Here is a 24305-nt window from a genome sequence, read left to right as displayed (position 1 = left end):
TTTGAATTTTCAGGATCATCTATAATGAAGACAAATTTACCCGACAAACTGTATTATTCGATAGGAGAAGTTGCCAAGGCCTTCGACGTAAACGCTTCATTATTGCGATATTGGGAACAGGAATTTCCAATTATCAAACCTAAGAAAAACAAAAAAGGAAACCGATATTTCACTCCGGAAGATATTAAAAACCTGAAAATCATTTATCATTTGGTGAAAGAAAAAGGTTATACCCTGGATGGAGCGAGAATTGCACTCACTACCAATTCGAAGATTTCTGAAACCGTAACTTTAATCGACCGACTGGAGTTTGTAAAAGCAGAATTGATAAAGCTGAAGGATTCTTTGGTAGAAAAAGATTCAGAATAAAATCAATAAATGATAAAAATCGAAAGAAAATATCTTTTTATCATGAGTGGGATTATGCTTATTTTGCTGATCCTTGGTTATATTTATGATGCCAATACAATTGCGATGAGTGCTTTGATAGGATTATCAGCAGGTTCTTTTATACAGTTATTTGTATATAATAACAGAAGTAAATAAGTTTAATAATTTTCTTATAAATCATTTTTTATTATTAAATTTTATCTTTAATTTTACTAAATGATGAAAAAAAATTATTACCAGAAGCTGGCAATACTTGGTATGCTGCTTCTCATATTGCTTGCATTTCAAAAATATACCGAAAAATCTGATAACTCATTTCCTACTGTCACTTTTATTTCTGAGAGTTTACCGTTAGAATCATTATCTGAATTTGATCCAAACGATTTAGATGAAAACCAATGGCAAAAGCTTGGATTCTCTGAGAAACAAACCACAACTATTTTAAAATACAAGAAAATTGTCGGCGGAAAATTTCTATCCAAAGAACAGTTTAAAAAATGCTATGCAATTTCTGAAGAAAAATTCTCGCAGCTTGAAACATTTCTTTTGCTTCCCGAAACGAATTCTGATGCAAAACCGGAAAATTTAGCATTTAAAAATTACGAAAAGAAATCTTTAAACATCACAAAGAAATTTAATCCCGATCAGCTTTCTCAAAATGATTGGGAAAAGATGGGATTTTCTGAGAAACAGGCCGCAGCGATTTTAAAATACAAAAGTTATCTCGGCGGAAGTTTTGTCAGTAAAGAGAAATTCAAAGAATGCTTCATCATCAGTGAAAAAAATTATGCCACACTCCAACCTTATCTGCTTCTTCCAGCTAAAACTCCGGATAATTTTAATTCTTATGCAGGAAAATCTCATTCATTTAAATCTAAAGCTCCGCAAACTTCTTTTGACCCCAATACTTTGGATGTGAATGGCTGGATGGCTTTGGGATTTTCTGAAAAGCAAGCGAATGTGATTGTCAATTACCGTGACAGAAATCTGAAAGGAAGCTTTAAAACTTTAGAAGACATTAAAAACTGTTTTGTGATTTCAGCAGAAAAATTTGAAGAACTGAAGCCATTTATCAGATTAAATTCTTCCACCATGGCAAAAAATTCTGCTGATAAAAAACCTGAGCCAAAACAAGAAAAAACAGATTTCTCCAAGGTTGATATGAATTCAATTACATTTAAGCAGCTTATTGAATTTGGTCTGGATGAAAAAAGTGCCGGTTCTATGATTGGTTTCAGAAAAAAACTGGGTGGTTTTATGACGAAAGAACAGATTCTTGAAACCTATAATATCGACAAAGAATTAGTTCAAAAATTGTTAGCCATCGCTCCGCTTGACAATTCTAAAGTCGAAAGATATTCTTTGGTGGATGCACCTGAAGAATGGCTTAAAAATCATCCATACTTTAAATATTCTGCAGATAAAATTATTTTTTACCGGCTAAGCAATCCTGATGATAAGAAAATTTGGAAATTCCTCAAAACAAAACCTGAGTATGAAGCGAGGATGAGGCTTTATATAAAGTAGGATGTTGGAAGCTGGATGATAGATGTTTGATAAGGATTATTGTCATAGGTAGCCCAAAGCTTTCACTATTTGAACAATCTCTGATTTGATGTCTAAATAAACATCCAGCTTCAGACATCCATCTTCCAGCCAATTAAATTAAGACTGTCACAAATTCAGGAGAAAGCGAAACAATTCCTTCAGTTAAACTTTCAGGGTGCGTGGTAAAACCTTTTAATTTTGAGGTTTTTCCTTTTAAAACCAAATCCATTAGCTGTTTATCGGAAAGTTTTTTTCCGAAAATATCAAATGAAACTTTAAAGCCGCAATTTTTAAAATCTGAACATCCGACTGCGGTTTTTCCCTTCATCAGATGGTGTTCTTTGCATTTCGGGCATTTTGTTTCTTCCCAAGACTGCAGTTCTTTTTTTACAGCCGGTTCACGTTTTTTCTTTTCTTTGACCTCATCTTTTTCTTCGTGTAGAGTGAAAACTTTTGCTTTTCCGTCAACCACTTTTTTGGTAAGTTCTCTGATCATCTGAATCAATTCGTCTTTGAATTGATTGGCTTCATATTCACCACTTTCGATTTTACGAAGCTTTAATTCCCACTCCCCTGTCAGTTCCGGGCTTTTCAGCAACTCATCTTCAATGGTGTCGATCAGCTGAATTCCTGTAGAAGTCGCCACAAGATTTTTCTTTTTTCTTTCGATATATTTTCTCTTGAAAAGCGTTTCGATAATATTTGCACGGGTTGAAGGTCTTCCGATACCGTTATTTTTCAACATTTCACGAAGTTCTTCATCATCGACCTGTTTTCCTGCAGTTTCCATGGCACGAAGCAAAGTTGCTTCCGTATACGCTTTTGGTGGTGAAGTTTTTCCCTGATGAATCATCGGTTCGTGAGGACCTGTTTCTCCAACTTTAAATTCAGGAATCGTCTGTTCCTCTTCCTTATCCTTTTCTTTATCGGTCGGTTCTTCTTTGGCGTCTTTGGCATAAACGGCTCTCCAACCAGGTTCAAGAATCTGTCTACCGCTTGTTTTAAACGCAATCGTTCCAACTTGCGCTTCTACCAATGTATTTGAAATTTTACATTCAGGATAAAAAACGGCGATAAAACGTTTCGCAATCAGATCATAAATCAGTTTTTCTTCTCTGATTAAATTCTGAGTCGGCGGAATTTCAGTCGGAATAATCGCATGGTGATCTGTCACTTTAGCATCATCAAAAACCGCTTTAGATTTTGGAATCGGCTGTTCAAGCAAAGGCGAAATCAATTCTTTATAAATGACCATACTTTGAAGAATTCCACCAATTTTCGGATATAGACTTTCTGATAAATACGTTGTATCAACACGCGGATAAGTGACGTGTTTTTTCTCGTAAAGACTTTGAATATATTTTAAAGTGCTGTCTGCAGAGTAGCCGTATTTTTTATTGGCCTCCACCTGAAGTCCGGTCAGATCAAACAATCTTGGATTTTTTTCTTTCCCTTCTTTAATCTCAAATGAAAGAATTTCAAAAGGATTGACTTTTAAATATTCCAAACCTTTTTCTGCACGATCTAATGTTTTCAAACGATCGATTGCTGCGTTGAAAATAACATCACGGTACTTGGTTTTCAATTCCCAATATTCTTCGGTTGAAAACGTATCAATTTCTTTCTGACGCTGAACGAGCATCGCCAAAGTCGGAGTCTGCACTCTTCCGATGGATAAAACCGCTTTATTTCCGCCAAATTTCTTCGTAAAAAGTCTTGTGGCATTGATTCCCAACAACCAATCTCCTATTGCTCTTGCATTTCCTGCGAGGTAGAGATTTTTGTAATCTTCGGCAGGTCTTAATTTTTCAAAACCTTCTTTAATCGCTTCTTCAGTCAGGGAGGAAATCCACAAACGCTGCACCGGTTTATCACATTTTGCTTTCTGCAAAACCCAACGCTGAATAAGCTCTCCTTCTTGTCCCGCATCCCCGCAATTGATCACTTCATCACATTCTGCAACCAGTTTTTCAATAACTTTAAACTGATTTTCAACGCCTTTGTTTGGAATTAATTTAATCCCGAAATTATTTGGAATAATCGGCAGCAAAAACAGATTCCATGATTTGTATTGCGGACCGTAATCGTGAGGTTCTTTGAGGGTACAGAGATGTCCGAAAGTCCATGTCACACAATAGCCATTCCCTTCCATATAGCCTTGTTTCAGCATGGTTGCGCCCAAAACTTTGGCAATATCTCTGGCAACACTGGGTTTTTCGGCAATACAAAGCTTCATGAATAATCGGGTTATAGAAAGGGGTGCAAAATTCGGGATTTTTTTTGACTTAATGGTGTGGGATTTGAAAGATTATCAGTTAATATTTCTAATTACAAAAGTTTTATGACTTCATTACATATAGAAAACTCTCTTCGAATAGCTTTTTTAAATTTTCATTTTTAAGAAATTAAATACAACAGAAATATTGATTAATTTCTTAAAATAAACATCTAAAAATCAAATACTTAAAAAGAAATCATTAAAAAGTCTACTAAAAAAGTAGACTAATAAAAATTTATGTTTTATATTTGCAACCGTAATCAGGTTTGGAAATGAAAATGAAAACAAAATTCAGATACAATTCTATGAAGAAGATCAACATCATGCATATGATGATGTATTGCTGTATGCCTTTATATATATATTTTAGTGGATGACCTTACTTTTATTATGACATATTTTTTAAAGGCTTTACCACGTTGTAGAGCCTTTTTTATTTGAAAAAACAAGTGAATAAAACAATATGAAAACAACTGATTTTAAAAACAAGTGGCTGGTTCCCGTAGCCTTTGCCAACATTTATATCATCTGGGGAATTACTTTCCTCGCCATCTCATTCGGATTGACAGGATTTCCGCCCTTTATACTTTCGGGATTCAGATTCTTTGCTGCCGGAATTTTACTCATCGGTTATCTTACAGCAAAAGGTGAAAAAGCAAATTCACTGAAAAACTGGTGGAAAAATGCAGTAACAGGAATTCTGATTCTGACCGGAGGAACAGGTCTTGTTGCGTGGGGTGAACAATACGTTACTGCTTCCGAAGCTGCCATCGCTATTGCAACCGGACCGTTTTGGTTCATTGCCATCGACAAAAAGAACTGGAGCTATTACTTTTCAGACAAATTTATTCCGATTGGGTTACTGTTAGGATTTGCAGGACTGATTTTATTTTTAAACGGAAGTGTAAATACTCATACTGCAAATGCAAATGCCTCTCTCAGAATAATCGCCTTTATTGTTCTCGCATTAAGTTCGGTAGCATGGGTTTTGGGATCTTTATATTCAAAGAAAAACCCGGCCGATCATTCAACCTTTATGAATATTTCGCAGCAGTTGATCATTGCAGGTCTTGTTGCATTTCTTGTTGCATTTTTTAGAAATGAATGGACCGGTTTTTCAATCACAGCAGTTCCCCTTTCGGCTTGGTTAGGTTTATTATTTTTGATTTTCTTCGGATCTATTATTGCGTATATATCTTATATCTGGCTTTTATCAGTAAAACCTGCAGCCATTGTTAGTACGCATACTTATATCAATCCGATCGTTACCGTTATTTCAGGATTTATCATTGCCAATCAGACAATCAACGGAAATCAGCTGTACGGATTACTTATCATCCTAATTGGAGTTCTTTTAACGAACGTCACCAAATATTTTAAACTTTCTAAAAGATCAAAAACAAAGATCAGAAGAGCTGTAAGACAGTTTAACAAAATCAGCAGACCTTATCAACCCATGTAATTAAAATAAATAATGATAGAAATTATAAACATTTCAAAAACATTCCATCAGAAGAAACAGTCTTTCAAGGCTTTGGATGACATAAGCCTCAACATTGAGGAGGGAGATATTGTAGGAATCATCGGTTTTTCCGGAGCTGGAAAAAGTACATTGATCCGAACCGTCAATCTTTTGGAAAGACCGGATCAGGGACAAATCATCATCAACGGAACAGATTTCACAACATTAAATTCAAAACAACTGGCCAAAGAGCGTAAAAAGATCGGGATGATTTTCCAGCATTTTAATCTGCTTTCTTCAAGAACAGTTTTTGAAAATGTAGCGCTTCCTTTGGAATTGGATCAGCTTAAAAAAGATCAAATTCGTGAGAAAGTCAATGAACTTTTAAAAATTGTCGGGTTGGAAGATAAAGCTAATGATTATCCTAAAAGTCTGTCGGGTGGACAAAAACAGAGGGTTGCGATTGCGAGAGCTTTAGCCAATGATCCTTACTTGCTGCTTTGCGACGAAGCGACGAGTGCACTGGATCCTGCAACAACGAAATCTATTTTAGAACTTTTAAAAGACATCAATCATCGTTTAGGAATCACCATTTTGCTTATTACACACGAAATGGATGTTATCAAAGCCATTTGCAACCACGTTTCTGTCATTGATGAAGGAAAATTGGTTGTAAAGGGAACACTCAAAGAGATTATCTCAAACAGAGATCATCCGATCATCAAAAAATTTATAAACTCAGGAAACATGACAATACCTCAGGAATTCACAAAAACACTTCAGAAAGAACCACAGGACGGCTTATTTCCATTGGTTGAAGTTGAACTTAACGAAGACATAAGTGTAGAAAATTTGCTTTCGAAAATATACAACGAATATAAAATTCCTTACCAGCTTTTGAAAGCAGATGTGGAATATTTGGGGAATGCAAACATTGGAACGCTATTGCTTCAATTAAAAGGAAAATACGAAGAAAACCAAAAAGCATTCTATTATTTCAATCAAAATAAAATTCAAAATACACTAAGAGGATATGCTTAATGAAAACGTGATTTCCCTTTTATCTAAAGGACTTTGGGAAACGATATACATGACTTTTGCTTCGGGATTATTTGGTTTTTCATTAGGATTACCAGTAGGAATTCTTTTATTTTTAACTAAAAAAGGCCAGCTTTTAGAGAATATTATTTACAACAGAATTCTGTCTGTTTTAGTGAATATTTTCAGGTCTATTCCTTTTATTATTCTTATTGTGTGGATGATCCCTTTCACCAGATCTTTAGTGGGAACTTCAATCGGCGTCAATGCTGCATTGGTTCCTTTAAGTATCGGTGCGGCTCCTTTTATTGCAAGATTGGTTGAAAACAGTCTGCTCGAAATTCCGCAAGGCTTGATTGAAACTGCAAGAGCTTTGGGAGCGAGTCCATTTCAAATTATCAGAAAAGTTTTATTGCCAGAAGCATTACCATCGCTCATTAACAACGCGAGTATTACGCTGATTACATTGGTGGGTTATTCTGCAATGGGAGGAGCAGTCGGTGCAGGTGGATTGGGACAGATCGGCTATCAGTACGGATATATCGGTTATGATGCTGTGATTATGAATCTGGTTCTAGGTCTTCTCGTGGCTTTGGTGTTTATCATTCAGTTTGCAGGGGATCGCTTGGCAAAGAGGTTTGATCATCGATAAGTTTACTGCAGTTTTATAGTTATATAGTTAAAAAAATAATTTACAATGAAAAAAATAAAAATTCTAAGTTTTGTAGCAGCAGGTTTGCTTTTATTGAATGCGTGTAATTCGCCAAAAAAAGATAATCCGAATTATATTAAAGTCGGGATCACTTCTGGTCCTGAGCAGGAAATTGCCGAAACTGCGAAAAAAGTAGCCAAAGAAAAATATAATCTGGAAGTAGAACTCATCTCTTTCAATGATTATGTAATTCCAAACGAAGCACTTAATAACGGGGATATTGATGCAAATGCTTTTCAGCATGTTCCTTATTTAAACGAACAATCAAAACAGCGTGGTTATAAATTGGCTGTGATTGGAAATACTTTTGTGTATCCAATTATCGCTTATTCAAAAAAGATTAAAAATATTTCCGAGCTTCAGAATGGAAGCACAATCGTGATTCCAAACGATCCGACAAATGGGGGAAGATCCTTGCTTCTGCTTCAGAAAAACGGTTTATTAAAGCTTAAAAGTGAAGTTGGCTTATTACCAAAAGTGACTGACATTATTGGCAATCAAAAGCACTTAAAGATTTTAGAAATTGAAGCACCTCAACTGCCGAGAGTTTTGGACGATAAAGAGGTGGTAATTGCTATTATCAACAATAATTTTGCTGCGCAAGCAGGATTAGATGCTGATAAATTTGGACTATTTAAAGAAGATAAAGATTCACCATACATGAATGTGGTGGTTTCTAGGGAAGATAATAAGAATAATGAAAATGTTAAAAATTTTTTAAAATCTTATCAGTCTGAAGAAGTTGCTAAAAAAGCCGATGAAATATTTAAAGGTGGTGCAGTGCGGGGGTTTTGAAACAAAAATTTGTTTCGAAACCTATTTATTCTTAAAAAAAAGCTGTCTTTCTTAGACAGCCTTTTTATTTTATCAGATTGACATTTCAGGAATATCGCCTTCAATAATTAAATCTGCTTCTGTAGATTTGATGATATGCTCTACCGAAACACCTGGAGCTCTCTCGACAAGCTTGAATCCGGCTGGAGTTACATCTAAAACAGCCAGTTCTGTAACTACTTTTTTCACGCAGTTGATTCCTGTAAGAGGGAGTGTACATTTTTTCAGGATTTTACTCTCGCCGGCTTTGTTGACATGCATCATTGCTACGATAATGTTTTCGGCAGAAGCTACCAAATCCATGGCGCCACCCATGCCTTTTACCATTTTGCCAGGGATTTTCCAGTTGGCGATATCTCCGTTTTCTGAAACTTCCATGGCTCCGAGAATAGTCAGATCAACTTTCTGGCTTCTGATCATTCCGAAACTGAATGCAGAATCGAAAAAGGAACCGCCTTCTAAAATGGTAATCGTCTGTTTTCCTGCGTTAATGACATCTGCATCTTCTTCACCTTCGTACGGAAAAGGGCCCATTCCTAAAACTCCGTTTTCACTTTGAAACTCTACCGAAAGATTATCCGGGACATAGTTTGCCACTAAAGTCGGGATCCCGATTCCTAAGTTTACGTAATATCCGTCTTTCACTTCTTTTGAAATACGTTTTGCTATATCTTCTTTACTTAACATTTTTTTAAATTTGATTTTTATAATCCTGAATTTTCGGGACAAGCCTTTTTTAGATTGATCCTGCTTTTACGTTCGCAAAGGCTTCCCACTCAGCAAGTCATACAAATTTTATTATTCAAATTGTTTAAATAATAATTCTTAATTATCTTTCTTTCTGACAGTGCGCTGCTCAATTCTTTTTTCGAATTTTTCTCCCTGAAAGATTCTCTGAATCATAATTCCGGGAATGTGAATCTGGTTGGGATCTAATTCTCCCGGAGCTACTAATTCTTCTACTTCAGCAATGGTAATTTTCCCTGCACCCGCCATCGGATGGTTAAAGTTTCTTGCTGATCCTTTGAAAATTAAATTTCCGGCATGATCTCCTTTCCAGGCCTTTACAATAGAATAATCGGCTTCATAAGCATGCTCCAAAATATGAGGTTTTCCTTTAAACTCTTTTACCTCTTTTCCCTGTGCGACTTCTGTTCCGAAACCGGCAGGTGTGTAGAAAGCAGGAATTCCGGCTTGTGCGGCACGGCATTTTTCTGCTAAAGTTCCTTGTGGTGTCAATTCAACATCTAATTCGCCCGAAAGCATTTGTCTTTCGAATTCTGCATTTTCTCCTACGTAAGAAGAAATCATTTTTTTGATCTGCCTTTTGTGAAGCAATAATCCTAACCCGAAATCATCAACACCTGCATTATTTGAAATGCAGGTCAGATCTTTTACATCACTTTCTACCAAAGCATTAATTGAATTTTCGGGTATTCCGCAAAGACCAAATCCTCCAAGCATAAGGGTCATCCCGTCTTTGATTCCTTCAATAGCTGCAGCAGCATTTTTTACTCTTTTATCTATCATGAAATATTTGAATTTTTTCAGTTTTAAATTTAAACATTTTTATTACATCCGCGGTATTTCAATTTAATTTTGAAACAGATTAAAAATTTACACTGTATTGATTTAATTTTCGATAGGATTAAAAACAAAAAAGCGGAAACAAGTTCCGCTCTTTATCAGTAAGTTGTGAATCGTATTATTCGACAATTAATTTTAGAGTAAATAATTTTCTGGTGTATACTTTTACAAAATAAACGCCTTTCGGAAGGTTTTCATTTACTAAAGAAAAACGCTGGTTTTGTACGTTTTCAGATTTGTATAGCAGTTGACCTGCTGCCGATAACAGCTCAATCTTTTCAATAGGATAGTCACTCTTAATGAAAGTTGGCTGTCCCGGTTTTGTCGGGTTGGGATATAACACTACATTTTTCTCAGTTTTATTTTTCGTTTCTTCTGTTCCTAAAGTTCCTGAGGTTACCTGAAACTGTACTCTGTTTGAAACTTCTGTGTAAGAATCGTTGGTAAACATCACCATGTAATAATTACCTGCAGTGGTTGGTACTCCATTTACATTTCCTGTAATAGTTTTTGTACCTTGAGTAACCCCATCAAAATAGGTATATGAAACAAAATTATCATCCGGAACTGTAACACTTTGAGGATAAATACCTAACCAATCTTTTATAATTCCCGGAGAGTCCGTCCATGAGGCAGTAATATTTTCACCTAAAGTATACACCGGCTTATTGATCCATAACTCTGTAACAATATCGCCCACCTTGAAAAAGACCTTTTCTCCCACGGTTGAATAGCCGTCTTCAAGAAAATACTGCGCATAATAATATCCTTTCGGAAGTCCCGTAAAGCTCAATGTTCCTGCTGCAGTCGTTACATAACTCCATTTAGCGGAAGGAGTCGGCCCCGGAACCTGCCCCATTTTGTAAATACCGATCCAGTCTTTTACTAAATTTGGTCCGTTATTAAAATTAACTACAACTGTCCCACCTACCGGATAAGCATCAGCGGTTGTCTGAAGTACAACTTTTGGCCCTACGTAGAAGTTTTTCTTAGGTGCAATCTCTGTATAACCATTGTTAGCAAAAAATCCTGCAAAATATTGGCCTTTAGTAGGTAAACCGTTTGCAAAAGTTTTTACTCCTGAAGTTTGTCCGTTGGTATAAACAAAACTTTGAGAAGTAGCAGTTGCCGGGTTTTGACCTTTTTTGTAAATCCCTATCCAATCTTGCTGGTTTCCTGGTCCGTCATTGAAAGTAGCTGTGATCGCTTCGTTCTGTAAATATTCTGTTTTATCTAAAGAAAAACTAGGGTTTGAAACTACACTTCCTATGACCTGAAATTGTTTCACATCGCTCCAGTCGCTCCACTCCATATTTCTGTCTCTGTAGCGGGTTTTCACATAATATGTACCATTGGTGATTGAATTTGCTGCAAATGTAATTTTCGTAATATCAACACCAGCGTTAAGATTTTTAGTAAGATCCGGATTCCCGTTTCCATCTTTTCCGAACCAGTTTTCATAATCCCTATAAAAATCTTTTTCGATCACTGAAAAGTCAGCGACTTTACTCACTAAAAACTGAGTAGTATTTAAAAGTTCGTTCGCCGGTGAAGAGAATGTACTTCCATTCAGCGTTAAAGGTAAAGTAACAGGTGCTGTAAAAATGTTGGTAATTGAGGGCTTCAGAGGTTTTGGCTTGTTTTTATAACGGTGGAATGAATCTATCAAAACGTTGTCTTTTTGGGTATAAATACCTCCGATAGAATAACTTTCGATATCTACTTTTCCGTTGGTGACATCGACCTCGATGATCTGATATGTCCAATCTGTCAAGGTTTTCTGCACGTCGTCAAAATCCTGCTCAGTTGACATTCCCCAATATTGATCCCAAGCCGTTCCACCGGAAATGATCTGATAATTCGGAGTGTTTTTTAGCTGTCCTCTATGATAAAGGTGATGATGCGCTCCTACGTGCATCAAATATTTATCAGATCCTGCTAAAAGGGGCACTGCATTATTCCTTACCCATGTAGAAATATCCCCTACATATTGCTCTGCCTGATATGGTCTGTGACTCAAAGAAATAATCCAGTCGACTGTAGAATCGGTATTGGCTGCATTTAAAATCTGCTGAAGCCATGTTTGCTGTGCTGCACCGGTGTGCTCTGAACTTAAGCTGATAAATAAAACGTTTCCGGCTTGCTGTGCGTAATAGTTTTCGTTACCGGACGTGATATTTTTATAGCTGATTTCATCAATATTAAAATGTGCGTAATAAGAATTCATTCCTAAAGTACCATATGTCTCGTGATTTCCCACTGTGGTCAAAATCGGAAGATAAGGTGACAATTTTCTATTTTTTTTGAAATGAACATTTTCATAATGATCGAGCGTTCCTACATCTACCTGATCTCCCACCATAAACGTTAAAGCAATATTGTCTGAAGGATCTGAATTGACTCCAAACTTTTCCTTTAGTTTTTTATACGCTTTGTAATTTAACGAATCGTATCTTGGTTCTGCTTTGATCTGGTTGTCTCCCATGATCAAAAACCTGATTTTACCATCCAAAGTTACCGGCTGACCGGGAAGCGGAAGAGTTCTAAAATTATATACATCAGATTCGCTGGTTCCCGTTTTTATTTTATAATAATACTTGGTATTTGGCTGTAGGTTGGGAATCTTTGCTGTGTGATAATAATAATTGTTGTTATATCCTGTATCAGAAAAAATATTGGTAGTTCCTGTTACTGTTACATTAAGGTTTGTCGGAGAATTTCCGTACAGAACAGTGGTTTCGCTGTTTGAACCTGTCTTCCAATTGACAATCATAGAATTATGAGCAGGATTTTGTAAATAAGGGTACAAAACCTGAGCATAAGTAATCTGGACGACGAAAAAAAAGAATAATAGATAATGCCTCATGGTAATTTTTCTTGAGTTAATTTTTTAAGAGTGATCATTTACAATGCGGCAAATATAAATTTCACTTATAAACTGAAAATGACTTTAATGATAAACAACTATTAACTTTTTGTTGAAAGGGTCTGAAAAACACATTTTAACGATGTAAAATTGTTTGGGATATTCAAAAAGTATTCATATATTTGCAACCTGTTATTCAACCTCTGACGAAGTCCGTGTAAGTTGCTTAGCGTAACACATTTTATTTTATTAATAATGGATTTATTAAAGTACGTACAAGACAAGTACATTACAAAAAAAGAATTCCCAGAATTCAAAGCTGGTGATACCATCACGGTGTATTACGAGATTAAGGAAGGTCAAAAAACAAGAACTCAGTTCTTTAAAGGAACTGTAATCCAATTGAGAGGAACAGGTTCTACTAAGACTTTTACAATCAGAAAAATGAGTGGTGATGTAGGGGTAGAGAGAGTTTTCCCTATCAACATGCCAGCTCTTCAAAAAATCGAAGTTGACAGAAGAGGTAAAGTTAGAAGATCTAGAATTTACTACTTCAGAGACCTTAGAGGTAAAAAAGCGAGAATTAAAGACGCTGCTTACAAGAAGAAATAATTCAGACAACAACACATACGAAGAGAGACCGCTAATTTTAGTGGTCTCTCTTTATTTGGAGTGTGTTTTTGTTTTTAAGGAGCTTTTTCCCGCTTTTCGTTGCAATCTTTTTTTTCAAAAAAGGATTTTCTCTGCAATCGGGGCTAGGAAAAAGAAGACGATTTAAAACCACCCCGGCAAAAATTCTTTGAATTTTTGCCACCCCTACAAAGGATGAGAATTTTTGTTGGGTTTATAATATTTGAGTAATGTATCTTAAACTTGAATTATTTTCAAGATTATAGATTTCCAGCACCCAGCTTCCATCTTCTATCCTATTTAATAAAGTCATATAACGCGTTCCAAAATTTGTCATAAACTTCAATATGAGGAAGGTGACCGACATTATCTAATTCAACCAGTTTTGAGCCAGTGATTTGATGTTGTGTCATTTTGCCTAATTCCTGATACTGTCCCATAGTTGGCTGAATTTCTTTGGGAGCACGGTCTTTTCCGATCGCTGTACGATCTCCTGTGCCGATAATCAGTAAGGTTGGAGTTTTGATGTTTTTGAATTCATAGACTACAGGCTGATTGATGATCATATCACTCGTTAGTGCCGCATTCCATGCAACTTTTGGATAGTCTTTGTGTAAAGTCCAGCCGGCAATGAGATCAAGCCACGGCTGATATTCTGCTTTCCATTTGTTGTCATAATAAAATTTTAACTGATAATTTTTATAGCTTTCTGCTGTATTTTTTAATTCAGATTGATATGCTTCGTCAACAGTTTGATATTTTGCTAAAACTTTGTAGTCTTCTAATCCGATCGGGTTTTCAAGAATTAATTTTTCTACCGATTCAGGATACATTAAGGTAAATCTTGTTGCGAGCATTCCACCCATTGAATGGCCTAAAACAATCAATTTATCAATTTTTAGATCATCTAAAATTGTTTTGGTATTTTCTGCCAACTGCGCAAATGAAAACTGATAACTTTGCGGTTTTGAAGATTTTCCGAAGCCAATCTGATCAGGAATAATCACTCGACAACCTTTATCTGATAAATTTTTTGCCGTTTTTTCCCAATAGGCTCCGTTAAAATTTTTCCCATGAAGGAGCATGATTGTTTTGCCGTTGGATTTTTTTGGAGCAACATCCATATACGCCATTTTGAGACTTTGCTTTTGAGAATTTAGATTTTTATAATAAACCTCAAAAGGATATTGGTAGTTTAAAAGCATTGCATCTAAAGGTTTTATCTGAGAAAACACGGAAATTGATGCAAATGAAAAAAACATGATAACTGCAGTACTCTTTAGATATTTCATGAAAATTTATTTTAGATATAAATTTAAAAAAACCGCTTCAAAGGAAACGGTTTCTGTTATTATTTATGATTTAATTATACTTTTTAAGAAAGTTCTGTTGCAATGTTTTGGCTTTTCGGAGGTAAGTTCATCAAAACAATGGCAAATAATATCAATACGATCCCGAACCATTGGATCATAAGCACCTCTTCTCCTAAAAGAACGTAAGCCATCGTTACCGAAACAGGAAGCTCTAAAGACGAAATAATACTACCCAATCCCAAACCTGTACTCGGAAAGCCTAAATTAAATAAAATAGGCGGAATTATGGTTCCGAATAAAGCCAGAACAAAACCATACGTCCAGAAAATCGAATACTCAAACGGCCGAATATGCTCTGTATTTTCGGTAAAATTTAAATAAAATGATTTTAATTCATCAGAATAAAGAGGGCCGATCTGCGCAAAAAATAAAAATAAAAAGATAATAACCGAACCTCCCGAAAGCATAATAATACTTTTTCTAAGTACCGGCAAACCCGTTGCCAGAGTATTGGATGTAAACATCGTCATCGTGAATGAAGCTGCAGCTAAAAGCCCCCAAAATACACCATGCCAGTCAATCTTTACTTCCAGATTGATTATATTGGTTGCTAAAATCGTTCCCAGCAGCACTATACAAACTGAGATTACTTTTCTAAGATTAGGTAATTTTTTGGTTAAAAAACTTTCGGCAACAACACTGAACCAAACGGACTGCATCAGCAAAACAATAGCAATAGAAACATTGATATATTGCACTGAAATGTAGTAGAACAGACTTGTACATCCCAAAGAGGTTCCGGCTAACATCAGCATCTTAAATTCTTTCCGGCTCGGTGATATCAATGTTTTTTTTGATGTGATGGTCTGTATGAAATTTAAGATCAATAAACCTACAAATCCCATCACAAACTGTGCGGTTGTAACTTCAGAAGTTGTAAAACCATCCTTGTAAGACATCTTCACAAAGGTTGCCAACATACCATAAATACTTGCTCCGACCCCGACAAATAAAACTCCTTTTAAAATATTCTTCTTCCCCATACCCTATTTTTCAGCCGGCAAAGTTACAATATAAAAATTTATCGGAATCAGTTTCAATATTAAATTAAATCAACCTAGAAATCTGAAATGATAAAATCGCAGAATCTTTTAAGCCTTATTTTTTGACAATTATTTTCGAAGTAATATTAATTCCTACTCCCTCTAATTTTACAACATACACTCCATTTTCAAAATCTTTTGTAGAAACAGGAATTCTAGAATCGGGAGAAGATCTGTTTTCAGACAAAACCAATTTGCCTGACATATCATATACCTGAACATGAACATTCCCTATGGTATAATCTTTTAGATAAATAAAAAATTCATCTTTTGTAGGATTAGGATAGATTGCTATCAAATTTTTATCAACAGGTATATTTGAATTTCCATCAGTACAGTCTTTAGGAATCGAAAAATCTTCCACCTGATCACTGATATTCATTTTGTTTCCCGCTAATGCATTCAGGCCTAAACCTCTTTTTGCAAAAGTTTTCCAGATCACACATCGGTCTTCACCTTTCGTGGTAATCATTTCAGCGGATAATATCGCGTTACGACCATCAATAAATGTAGGATTACAAGCCTGAAGTTTGAGAGCATTGGTTATCAACTGTAAGACCCGTGCGCTTCCGCTGGTCATATTTGAAGTTACATCAGACGAATAACCATATTTCGCCGCATATTGCCAATGCAAATCCCAAAGCATACTTGCCCAGACAAATCCTATTCTGTGAACATCGGGCACAATCTCAGAATCTTCTTCAATCTCCATTCCGTTTGTATCACCGTAAGTGTAATCATTGATTGAAAAATCCGGAGAGTACTTTGCTGGCCTAAATCCCATACCACCAGGCAGCTGTCCGCTTGTATAAGATCCGATACTTCTCGGAACATTGGCATTATCGCCAGGACTGTTGGTCAACATCAATGCAAAAAAATCTGACCAGCCTTCCCCCATTTGTTCTTTGCTTTGAGATTTTAGAAGACAAGTAGATCCGTTTCCTGTCAATCTGTTTGAAATTCCGTGACCGTATTCGTGGGTGATAATTCCGTTATCAAAGCTTCCATCTGGTTTAACTGCAGTTGCAGGATCACTTTTTAATGTTACATTTACTGTTGCCGAATTGTTTAATTGATTTTTAATATATTCTCCTTCATCATTCGTAATCAGAACAGAAGGTATTGTTATCGTTGCATCTATTCCGCCCATTGAAGAAGGGAAATTGATAGCAGCAGGGTTATTATAAATGATCGCCGCAACAGCTCCCGCATTCTGAGCATTTTTTACTTTAACAACAAATGTGCAGGTAGAAGGACCACCTCTTTCAATAAGGCCAATTTTTCCGGATAAAGATCCTGCTGGTAACGGAGAGCAAGCATTGATATTACCCGCTAAAGCAACATCTGCTGTCACTCCTGTTCCATTAAGTTGCGGACCAAACTGAGCGGGATTTGCCTGAGGAACACGTAAAACCGCTGATAAAGGAGCATTGTAGAAAAAATATCTGTTGGCTGTTGACCAAAGATACATCTGCATCAAAGGTCTATTTCCATCGGAAGGTGTTGTAAAGTTTGCATTGTTTAAACCACCGCCGTCCTGTGCTTCAGCTTTTACATAATCATTTCCTGCACCACCTTTACCAAAATTGTTTTGCTGAAAATTTCTTGCAGACTCTGTGAACCCGAATTGATAAAAAATATCGTGTACCCTGTTATTGACATAAAATAAATTGGTAATGGCTGCATTTTGGTTGAACAGAGGAGTGCCGTTAACAGAAAAAGGGAAGTTGAAATTTCTGCTTAATCCTCCGTCAGGAGAATAACCGGGCTGATCTGAGTTTGCAGTATCTTCGTATGCATAGACATTATTCCCTCGGGTGCTTGTGTAATGATTTGCTCCATCAGAATGCCATCCTTCAGGAGAAGAGGCTAATATCCATGGATTCATAAGAACTGATCTGCTTCCGAAAGTGGGAGCTTCTATAGGAAGAGGAAATATATTGTAAGAAGCATTATCAGGTAGAAAAGTTGGTGATGTGTATGTTTTGTCTGAAGGATCAGCCAAGTTTTCATTTGAATGATCATGACCATATGCTCCGGGATGAAAACTACATGAAACGGTAAGATTATCTGTATTTAGAATTTCTCCTGAATGCGCATCAACCAAAATATTCCAGAAATTCTTAGAATTTGGTTCTTTTAGGGAAAACTGGTAAGCTAGTTTTAAATTATTATTGATTTCTACAAAAGTCAAGTTTTGCCTCGCAAAATTTTTATGTGTAGGTTCGGCTTCAGAATTTTCGATGATTTGAAATTTAGCCACATCTTTTTTATCTAAAGCTGACGCAATTTTTTCAAGTGCTTGTTCCTTACTTACTATTGCAATATTTGATGTTGAAATATTGTAATTTTTAATAAAAGAATCTGAAAAATAAACAATTTTTTCATTTTTAATTAAAGCTGTTCCGACTGCATTGTATATTGGGAAGCCTTTAAATTTTTGCTGAATTTTTACAATTTCACCGTTTAAAGATTCTGATTGATCTACATTATCAATTTCGAAGTCTATCAAATCTGATTTTTTAAAATCCTGAATTTGATTGGTAAGAATATAATTTGTAATCAATCGCTTATGCTGTTGAGAAAAAACAAAAAAAGGAATTAAAAGCACTAACAGAATTTGAATGCTTTTTGTTTTTATTTTATGAGTAAAATTATCATCCATGATTTAATTGTTAATACTTTATAAAAATAGGAACATTTTTGTAAATTTTGTCTAAATTTTGATCAAATATGATTGTTTAGTAAAAATATTAATAAACCTAAAAACAAAAAAGCCACTCTTACGAGTGGCTTCATATGTATCAAAATGATTTGAGATTATTTACCTCCTTCCATTTTTCTTTTCAATTCTGCTAATACATCGATATCACCAAGAGTTGATCTTTCTTCATTATTTGATGAAGAAGATGTGTTACTATTGTTGTTATTGTTAGATCTATTATTAGAAGCTTCTCTTGCATTCTTTTTCTCTTCGTCTCTGAAGATACCTGTGTGAGAAACTACAACTCTCTTGAATTCTTTGTTGAATTCGATTACTTTGAACTGAGCATCTTCACCTTTTTTGATTTTAGATCCATCTTCTTTCTCTAATAATCTTGAAGGGCAGAAAGCTTCTACTTCAGCATCTTCGAATTGTACAGAAGCACCTTTATCGTGCACTTCTACAGCTTTACCAGCGTGTACAGTTCCTTCAGCATATTTAGTTTCAAATTTATCCCATGGGTTTTCTGTCAATTGTTTGTGACCTAGAGATAATCTTCTAGCCTGGATGTCTAGTTCAAGAACGATAACATTCAATTTATCACCAACTGCACAGAATTCTGATGGATGCTTGATTTTCTTAGTCCAAGAAAGGTCTGAGATATAGATCAATCCGTCGATACCTTCTTCCAATTCTACGAATACACCGAAGTTTGTAAAGTTTCTTACAGTTCCAACGTGCTCAGAACCTACCGGATATTTAGCTTCGATATTTTCCCAAGGATCTTTAGATAATTGTTTCATACCTAGAGAGATTTTTCTGTCTTCTCTATCCAAAGTAAGTACTTCAGCTTCTACTTCATCACCTACTTTTACGAAATCTCCTGCACTTCTCAAATGAGTAGACCAAGACATTTCAGAAACGTGTATTAATCCTTCTACACCTGGAGCGATCTCAACGAATGCACCATAGTCAGCAAGAACTACTACTTTTCCTTTTACTTTATCACCAACTTTCATATCAGCAGAAAGAGCATCCCAAGGATGAGCTTCTAATTGCTTCATACCCAATTGGATTCTTGTTTTCTCGTCATCAAAGTCAAGGATAACCACTTTCACAGTTTGTCCGTCTTCTAAGATTTCAGATGGATGGTTCACTCTAGACCAAGAAAGGTCTGTAATGTGGATCAATCCGTCTACACCACCAAGATCTACGAATACACCGTAAGAAGTAATATTCTTAACAGTACCTTCAAGAACCTGACCTTTTTCAAGCTGTGCGATGATTTCTTTTTTCTGACCTTCGATATCTGCTTCGATCAGTGCTTTGTGAGATACTACTACGTTTTTGAACTCAGGGTTGATTTTCACAACTTTGAACTCCATAGTTTTACCTACGAACTGATCGTAATCTTTAATTGGCTTAACGTCGATTTGAGAACCTGGTAAGAATGCTTCGATACCGTGTACGTCAACGATCATACCTCCTTTAGTTCTAGATTTTACAAAACCGTTAACGATTTCTCCAGTTTCGTGAAGTTCGTTTACTCTATCCCAAGCTTTAAGCGTTCTAGCTTTTCTGTGAGATAATTGTAACTGACCAGTTTTGTCTTCTCTTCTGTCTACCATTACTTCAACATCATCACCTACTTTAAGGCCTGGGTTGTAACGGAATTCGTTAAGAGAAATAACACCTTCAGATTTGAAATCGATGTCTACGATAGCTTCTTTGTCAGTCAATCTTACAACTTTACCAGTGATAACGTCGTTATCATTTAAGCTGCTAAGAGATCCGTTATAGATTTCTTCAAGATCGCTTTTTTCTTTTCTAGCATCTGCATCAAGACCAGATTCGAAAGAATCCCAGTCAAATTGTTCTGGTGCTACGTTTTGGTTAAGAATAACCTCTGCTGAATTTGTCTCTTTTGACATTTTCTAATAAAATTTGTATTCCAATTCTTACAGACTTCGGCTTTGCTGTGAATCCTGAAAAATATGGAAGTTGTTAATTGTTAATGTTTTACTTCGCCGAAAGTACGTTCACAAAAGTGAGTGCAAAAGTACGAAATTTTCATCAAATAACAATATCAAGAATTTTAAATCTGAATAAAGTTAATTTCTTTTTTTATTTAAAAGATTGAGGTATTATGTTTACAGTATTTAAACATACTGCATTGTACTATCTTAGTCAAAAGTTTTTGAGGATCCATCAAGCATGTTGTTAAGTTCTGATAATTCTTCAGAAGTCAGCTCTCTCCATTTTCCTAAAGGAAGATCAAGTTTAATATTCATAATTCTTATACGTTTCAGTTTTTTCACTTCATAGCCCAGAAATTCACACATTCTTCTGATCTGTCTGTTCAAACCCTGCGTCAAAACAATTCGGAAAGTCATATCATCAATTCTCTCAACCTCACATTTTTTGGTAACGGTATCTAAAATAGGCACACCGTTTCGCATTTTTTCAAGAAATTTTGTATTGAGTGGCTTATCAACTCTTACCAAATATTCTTTTTCGTGATTATTTTTTCCTCTAAGAATTTTATTTACAATGTCGCCGTCATTCGTCAATAAAATCAAACCTTCACTTGGTTTATCTAATCGTCCGATTGGGAAAATTCTTTTAGGATGGTTAATATATTCAATGATATTATCAATCTCACGTTTCGTATCTGTAGTACAAACAATTCCTACAGGTTTGTTGAAAGCAATATAAATTGGCTTTTCTTCGGATTCACGGATCGGTTTTCCGTCAACCTCCACAACATCTTCGTCAGAAACTTTCGTTCCCATTTCGGGAACTTTTCCGTTGATCGTTATTCTGCCTTCTTCCAAAAGTTTGTCGGCCGAACGTCTTGAGCAGTAACCAACTTCCGAAAGATATTTATTGATACGTGTTTTTTCCATTATTCTATTCCTTCTATCGTATAATTTTTATTACTGAAAATCGTAATTCCGTAGCTTAATCCTATAAATACAGCACCAGTATTTCCAAGTTGAGCTCCCTCTAAAAACAAACCGCCTTCCTGACTTAGTCTTTTCGAATAAGAAACCTGAAGACCCGCTTTTAAACTCCAGAAATCAGCATTTGAAACCACAGACTTATTAAATTGTTTTCCGTAAGTAAAATCAATAAAAAAAGCCTCGTCTCCCGGATTAAAAATAATTTTTGGCTGAATCATCCAATACATGATATGAAAATTGGGATCAATATAACTGTATTTCAATCCCGTTCCGATTGCAAAGTTAGGAAGAAATTGATAACCTCCTACTGCTGAGATTCCGTAAGTAAAATCATTTGGTAGAAAAGGAGCAACATTCTGCTGATAATCGTAAGAATCTTTGTTTTGATTTTCTTTAATTCTGTTTCCCAAATTATATCCAACATTAATGTTTGGATTAAAATAAAAATTCATTTTTGGCTTCTTCGATTGATCGACCTGTGAAAATGATTGTAGTGAAATCAATAAAAATGACAATAGTAATAAATTTCTCATCATAAATTTTCGAATCTGTATTCGTTTTCTAAAAAATCTGTAGTAGCATCTTCTACTTTATAATCACCGATTTTTGTTCTTCTCAATTGTGTTAAATAAGCACCAACTCCTAATTCCTGACCAATGTCATGAGCAAGACTGCGAATATAGGTTCCTTTTGAACAGCCAACCACAAAACTAACCAACGGAAAATTAATTTCTATCTCTGTAATGTAATTAATTGTCGTTTTTCTGGATTTCATTTCAACCTCCTGTCCAGCTCTCGCCATATCATAAGCTCTTTTCCCGTCGATTTTAATGGCAGAGAAGATTGGTGGAGTCTGTTCGATTTCACCTAAAAATTTTTCTAAAGCTTCTTTAACGTTTGTTTGTGTAATGTGAGAAATATCCTGCTGAAGAATTTCAGGTTTTTCGGTATCGTAAGATTCTGTTCGTACTCCGATTTTAATTTCTGTCCAATATTCTTTTGGAGCATCCTGTATTTCCGGAATTTTCTTTGTGAATTTTCCTGTGCAGACAATCAAAAGACCGGTTGCTCTCGGATCCAAAGTTCCTGCATGACCGATTTTAAATTTTTTGGGAAGACCAAACTCACTTTTGAGCTTGTATTTCATTTTATTGACCGCCTGAAAGGAAGTCCAGTCCAGAGGTTTATCTAATAAAAAAATATGTCCGGTTTGTAATTTTTCTGATGTCATGATTTACCTATTTCGTCAATTTCATCTTCTTTAGCAATTTCACTTGATACTAGTTTATTTTTATTAATTATAACTAAGAAAATTATCATCAAAATAGCAAATATGATATCTTCAGGTTCATAAATATAATGAGTAGAATAAATTTTTAATGAATTAAATATTACTGAAATAATTAATATAGGCAACAATACATTTATATAAGTAATTGCATTTTTTTCTTTTTCAAATAATTTGATACAGACAATTATTGACAAGATTGCCAAAACTGATAAGTATAAAAAACTAAATAAAGAGAAATTTTCACCAATTTGAATTGCTAAATTTGTAATTAAGACTAAACTGGAAAGACTAAAAAAAACAACAGAAAGCAAATAGACGATTCTATTCTTAAAGATTATTTTTTTCACCTTTAAATTTTGAAAAAGTAAAAATAAACCAATAAAGCAATTCCGACGATAATTCTGTACCAACCCCACGGTTTGAAACCATATTTGTTCAGAATACCAATAAACGCTTTGATTGCGATAAGAGCTGTGATAAATGCTACAATATTTCCAACAATAAATATCATAATGTGATCTTGAGATTCAAGAATCATCTGGTAACCTTTCATTGGATTAGGAGTTTCTTTGCCCCAAGTTTTCACAAAAACTGAATAAACTGTAACAGCCAACATCGTAGGAACAGCAAGGAAAAATGAAAATTCTGCGGCTGCTTTTCTTGTTAAACCCTGCGTCATTCCACCAATGATAGAAGCTGCACTTCTGCTTGTTCCGGGCATCATTGCAAGACATTGCCAAAAACCGATGATTACCGCCTTTTTTATTGATAATTCTTTTTCGTCGTGAATGACAGGACTTTTGAACCACTTGTCTGCAAAGAGAAGAACAACTCCGCCGAGGACTAAAACTGACGAAATTGCAATCTGATTTCCTAAAACTGCCTCAATTTTGTCATCAAAAATATATCCTAAAACCAAAGCCGGAATCACTGCAAAACCCAATTTAAAATAAAACTGAAGATTCTTAATGTCAAAAAACATTTTCCAATACGCTACCACAACCGATAAAATGGCTCCAAACTGTATAGAAACCTGAAACATTTTGAGAAATTCTGTTTCCTCTAAGCCCATCAGACTAGCCGCAAAACCCATGTGCGCTGTTGACGAAATGGGTAGATATTCTGTAAGTCCTTCTACAATCGCAATAATGATTGCTTTAATTAAATCCATAATTTATGTATGATTAATAATGCTTCTCAGCGTTTTAACTTAAATAAAAAGTCAATTGATGAACAATCGACTTTTATCTGAACCATTCATATGGTTCTTTTTAATTTATGTTTTCTTATTTCTTTCTTTTCAAAATTGCATACACTTCAATTATAAAACCGATCACGATGAGTAAAGGTGCGATTCTGATTCTTCTGATCGAAAAAATATCGTCGTTCCAGGAATTTGGATCCAGCTTTCCGTCAATGGTGTTGGCATCCGAACCCATCATTAATAGAAATCCTACAACGATGCAGGCCAAACCTATTAACATCCATTTATAATTCTGCTGTCCGAAGTAAAAAGTCTGTTCTTTTGAAACTTCTCTTTCCGTACCAAAATCTGATGCGGAAAATTCACGTGTTTTTTTGCCCAT

At 35.3% G+C, this 24305-nt stretch carries 22 protein-coding genes; 8 read left to right on the top strand and 14 right to left on the bottom strand.

Annotated features, from left to right (window positions below):
- Positions 1-24: 24 nt before the first annotated feature.
- From K0U91_RS11710 to K0U91_RS11700, 3 genes are read left to right on the top strand one after another with little or no spacing between them, the layout of a single operon-like run.
- Complete coding sequence (locus K0U91_RS11710; protein WP_219969478.1) at positions 25-369, top strand: MerR family transcriptional regulator; 345 nt, start codon at positions 25-27, stop codon at positions 367-369.
- A gap of 9 nt (positions 370-378) precedes the next feature.
- The gene (locus K0U91_RS11705) at positions 379-546 is read left to right on the top strand and encodes a hypothetical protein (protein ID WP_220179758.1); all 168 of its coding nucleotides are present in this window, start codon (positions 379-381) and stop codon (positions 544-546) included.
- Positions 547-606: 60 nt separating this feature from the next.
- Positions 607-1917, top strand: coding sequence for a helix-hairpin-helix domain-containing protein (locus K0U91_RS11700; protein WP_259429337.1), 1311 nt, complete (start codon positions 607-609; stop codon positions 1915-1917).
- Positions 1918-2050: 133 nt separating this feature from the next.
- Here the strand turns inward: K0U91_RS11700 and K0U91_RS11695 are convergent, their stop codons facing one another.
- Positions 2051-4174 (bottom strand): type IA DNA topoisomerase, encoded by a 2124-nt coding sequence (locus K0U91_RS11695; RefSeq protein WP_220179756.1) that lies wholly within the window; start codon positions 4172-4174, stop codon positions 2051-2053.
- A 505-nt stretch (positions 4175-4679) separates the two neighbouring features.
- Here K0U91_RS11695 and K0U91_RS11690 point away from each other — a divergent pair.
- From K0U91_RS11690 to metQ, 4 genes are read left to right on the top strand one after another with little or no spacing between them, the layout of a single operon-like run.
- A complete protein-coding gene (locus K0U91_RS11690) occupies positions 4680-5678 on the top strand; it encodes an EamA family transporter (protein WP_220179755.1) in 999 nt (332 codons plus the stop codon).
- A gap of 12 nt (positions 5679-5690) precedes the next feature.
- A complete protein-coding gene (locus K0U91_RS11685) occupies positions 5691-6719 on the top strand; it encodes a methionine ABC transporter ATP-binding protein (protein WP_220179754.1) in 1029 nt (342 codons plus the stop codon).
- Positions 6712-7368 carry a methionine ABC transporter permease MetI gene (gene metI, locus K0U91_RS11680; protein WP_220179753.1) on the top strand — a complete coding sequence of 219 codons (657 nt, stop codon included), beginning with the start codon at positions 6712-6714 and terminating at the stop codon, positions 7366-7368. The genes K0U91_RS11685 and metI overlap by 8 nt, the downstream gene beginning before the upstream one ends.
- Before the next feature lie 45 nt (positions 7369-7413).
- Positions 7414-8223 (top strand): methionine ABC transporter substrate-binding lipoprotein MetQ, encoded by an 810-nt coding sequence (gene metQ / locus K0U91_RS11675; RefSeq protein ID WP_219969485.1) that lies wholly within the window; start codon positions 7414-7416, stop codon positions 8221-8223.
- A gap of 72 nt (positions 8224-8295) precedes the next feature.
- Here the strand turns inward: metQ and K0U91_RS11670 are convergent, their stop codons facing one another.
- The 3 genes from K0U91_RS11670 to K0U91_RS11660 all read right to left on the bottom strand — a co-directional run bounded on the left by K0U91_RS11670 (position 8296) and on the right by K0U91_RS11660 (position 12715).
- Positions 8296-8949, bottom strand: a complete 654-nt coding sequence (locus K0U91_RS11670; protein WP_220179752.1) for a CoA transferase subunit B — start codon at positions 8947-8949, stop codon at positions 8296-8298.
- A gap of 138 nt (positions 8950-9087) precedes the next feature.
- Positions 9088-9792, bottom strand: coding sequence for a CoA transferase subunit A (locus K0U91_RS11665; RefSeq protein WP_219969487.1), 705 nt, complete (start codon positions 9790-9792; stop codon positions 9088-9090).
- A gap of 175 nt (positions 9793-9967) precedes the next feature.
- A complete protein-coding gene (locus K0U91_RS11660; RefSeq protein WP_220179751.1) occupies positions 9968-12715 on the bottom strand; it encodes a fibronectin type III domain-containing protein in 2748 nt (915 codons plus the stop codon).
- Between the two features lie 255 nt (positions 12716-12970).
- On the opposite strand from K0U91_RS11660, the gene rplS reads away from it, so the two are divergent.
- A complete protein-coding gene (gene rplS, locus K0U91_RS11655) occupies positions 12971-13327 on the top strand; it encodes a 50S ribosomal protein L19 (RefSeq protein ID WP_007846341.1) in 357 nt (118 codons plus the stop codon).
- A gap of 314 nt (positions 13328-13641) precedes the next feature.
- Here rplS and K0U91_RS11650 read toward each other — a convergent pair whose 3' ends face one another.
- The 10 genes from K0U91_RS11650 to K0U91_RS11605 form a co-directional block, all read right to left on the bottom strand.
- Complete coding sequence (locus K0U91_RS11650; protein ID WP_220179750.1) at positions 13642-14637, bottom strand: alpha/beta fold hydrolase; 996 nt, start codon at positions 14635-14637, stop codon at positions 13642-13644.
- 83 nt (positions 14638-14720) lie between these two features.
- Positions 14721-15701 carry an EamA family transporter gene (locus K0U91_RS11645; RefSeq protein WP_219969490.1) on the bottom strand — a complete coding sequence of 327 codons (981 nt, stop codon included), beginning with the start codon at positions 15699-15701 and terminating at the stop codon, positions 14721-14723.
- Between the two features lie 115 nt (positions 15702-15816).
- Positions 15817-18426: a T9SS-dependent M36 family metallopeptidase gene (locus K0U91_RS11640; RefSeq protein WP_220179749.1), complete on the bottom strand. Its 2610-nt coding sequence runs from the start codon at positions 18424-18426 to the stop codon at positions 15817-15819.
- A 155-nt stretch (positions 18427-18581) separates the two neighbouring features.
- Positions 18582-20396, bottom strand: coding sequence for a 30S ribosomal protein S1 (gene rpsA / locus K0U91_RS11635; protein WP_219969492.1), 1815 nt, complete (start codon positions 20394-20396; stop codon positions 18582-18584).
- Positions 20397-20648: 252 nt separating this feature from the next.
- On the bottom strand, positions 20649-21371 hold the full coding sequence (rluF, locus tag K0U91_RS11630) for a 23S rRNA pseudouridine(2604) synthase RluF (protein ID WP_220179748.1): 723 nt from the start codon (positions 21369-21371) through the stop codon (positions 20649-20651).
- Complete coding sequence (locus tag K0U91_RS11625) at positions 21371-21880, bottom strand: hypothetical protein (protein WP_219969494.1); 510 nt, start codon at positions 21878-21880, stop codon at positions 21371-21373. Before K0U91_RS11625 ends, rluF begins: the two co-directional genes overlap by 1 nt.
- 80 nt (positions 21881-21960) lie before the next feature.
- Complete coding sequence (gene truB / locus K0U91_RS11620; protein ID WP_220179747.1) at positions 21961-22659, bottom strand: tRNA pseudouridine(55) synthase TruB; 699 nt, start codon at positions 22657-22659, stop codon at positions 21961-21963.
- Positions 22656-23066: a hypothetical protein gene (locus K0U91_RS11615; protein ID WP_220179746.1), complete on the bottom strand. Its 411-nt coding sequence runs from the start codon at positions 23064-23066 to the stop codon at positions 22656-22658. Before K0U91_RS11615 ends, truB begins: the two co-directional genes overlap by 4 nt.
- Positions 23067-23068: 2 nt before the next feature.
- Positions 23069-23890: an undecaprenyl-diphosphate phosphatase gene (locus K0U91_RS11610; RefSeq protein WP_220179745.1), complete on the bottom strand. Its 822-nt coding sequence runs from the start codon at positions 23888-23890 to the stop codon at positions 23069-23071.
- A 115-nt stretch (positions 23891-24005) separates the two neighbouring features.
- On the bottom strand, positions 24006-24305 hold the full coding sequence (locus K0U91_RS11605; protein WP_219969498.1) for a DUF3098 domain-containing protein: 300 nt from the start codon (positions 24303-24305) through the stop codon (positions 24006-24008).

Origin of the sequence: Chryseobacterium sp. LJ668, assembly GCF_019613955.1 — a bacterium.
GTDB lineage: Bacteria > Bacteroidota > Bacteroidia > Flavobacteriales > Weeksellaceae > Chryseobacterium.
This window is presented reverse-complemented; position numbering and strand designations above follow the sequence as displayed.

Excerpts from the sequence above, each read along its gene's own strand:
- K0U91_RS11710 (WP_219969478.1), top strand. The coding sequence starts at position 25 with ATGAAGACAAATTTACCCGACAAACTGTATTATTCGATAGGAGAAGTT.
- K0U91_RS11705 (WP_220179758.1), top strand. The coding sequence starts at position 379 with ATGATAAAAATCGAAAGAAAATATCTTTTTATCATGAGTGGGATTATG.
- K0U91_RS11700 (WP_259429337.1), top strand. The coding sequence starts at position 607 with ATGATGAAAAAAAATTATTACCAGAAGCTGGCAATACTTGGTATGCTG.
- K0U91_RS11695 (WP_220179756.1), bottom strand. The coding sequence starts at position 4,174 with ATGAAGCTTTGTATTGCCGAAAAACCCAGTGTTGCCAGAGATATTGCC.
- K0U91_RS11690 (WP_220179755.1), top strand. The coding sequence starts at position 4,680 with ATGAAAACAACTGATTTTAAAAACAAGTGGCTGGTTCCCGTAGCCTTT.
- K0U91_RS11685 (WP_220179754.1), top strand. The coding sequence starts at position 5,691 with ATGATAGAAATTATAAACATTTCAAAAACATTCCATCAGAAGAAACAG.
- metI (WP_220179753.1), top strand. The coding sequence starts at position 6,712 with ATGCTTAATGAAAACGTGATTTCCCTTTTATCTAAAGGACTTTGGGAA.
- metQ (WP_219969485.1), top strand. The coding sequence starts at position 7,414 with ATGAAAAAAATAAAAATTCTAAGTTTTGTAGCAGCAGGTTTGCTTTTA.
- K0U91_RS11670 (WP_220179752.1), bottom strand. The coding sequence starts at position 8,949 with ATGTTAAGTAAAGAAGATATAGCAAAACGTATTTCAAAAGAAGTGAAA.
- K0U91_RS11665 (WP_219969487.1), bottom strand. The coding sequence starts at position 9,792 with ATGATAGATAAAAGAGTAAAAAATGCTGCTGCAGCTATTGAAGGAATC.
- K0U91_RS11660 (WP_220179751.1), bottom strand. The coding sequence starts at position 12,715 with ATGAGGCATTATCTATTATTCTTTTTTTTCGTCGTCCAGATTACTTAT.
- rplS (WP_007846341.1), top strand. The coding sequence starts at position 12,971 with ATGGATTTATTAAAGTACGTACAAGACAAGTACATTACAAAAAAAGAA.
- K0U91_RS11650 (WP_220179750.1), bottom strand. The coding sequence starts at position 14,637 with ATGAAATATCTAAAGAGTACTGCAGTTATCATGTTTTTTTCATTTGCA.
- K0U91_RS11645 (WP_219969490.1), bottom strand. The coding sequence starts at position 15,701 with ATGGGGAAGAAGAATATTTTAAAAGGAGTTTTATTTGTCGGGGTCGGA.
- K0U91_RS11640 (WP_220179749.1), bottom strand. The coding sequence starts at position 18,426 with ATGGATGATAATTTTACTCATAAAATAAAAACAAAAAGCATTCAAATT.
- rpsA (WP_219969492.1), bottom strand. The coding sequence starts at position 20,396 with ATGTCAAAAGAGACAAATTCAGCAGAGGTTATTCTTAACCAAAACGTA.
- rluF (WP_220179748.1), bottom strand. The coding sequence starts at position 21,371 with ATGGAAAAAACACGTATCAATAAATATCTTTCGGAAGTTGGTTACTGC.
- K0U91_RS11625 (WP_219969494.1), bottom strand. The coding sequence starts at position 21,880 with ATGAATTTTTATTTTAATCCAAACATTAATGTTGGATATAATTTGGGA.
- truB (WP_220179747.1), bottom strand. The coding sequence starts at position 22,659 with ATGACATCAGAAAAATTACAAACCGGACATATTTTTTTATTAGATAAA.
- K0U91_RS11610 (WP_220179745.1), bottom strand. The coding sequence starts at position 23,890 with ATGGATTTAATTAAAGCAATCATTATTGCGATTGTAGAAGGACTTACA.
- K0U91_RS11605 (WP_219969498.1), bottom strand. The coding sequence starts at position 24,305 with ATGGGCAAAAAAACACGTGAATTTTCCGCATCAGATTTTGGTACGGAA.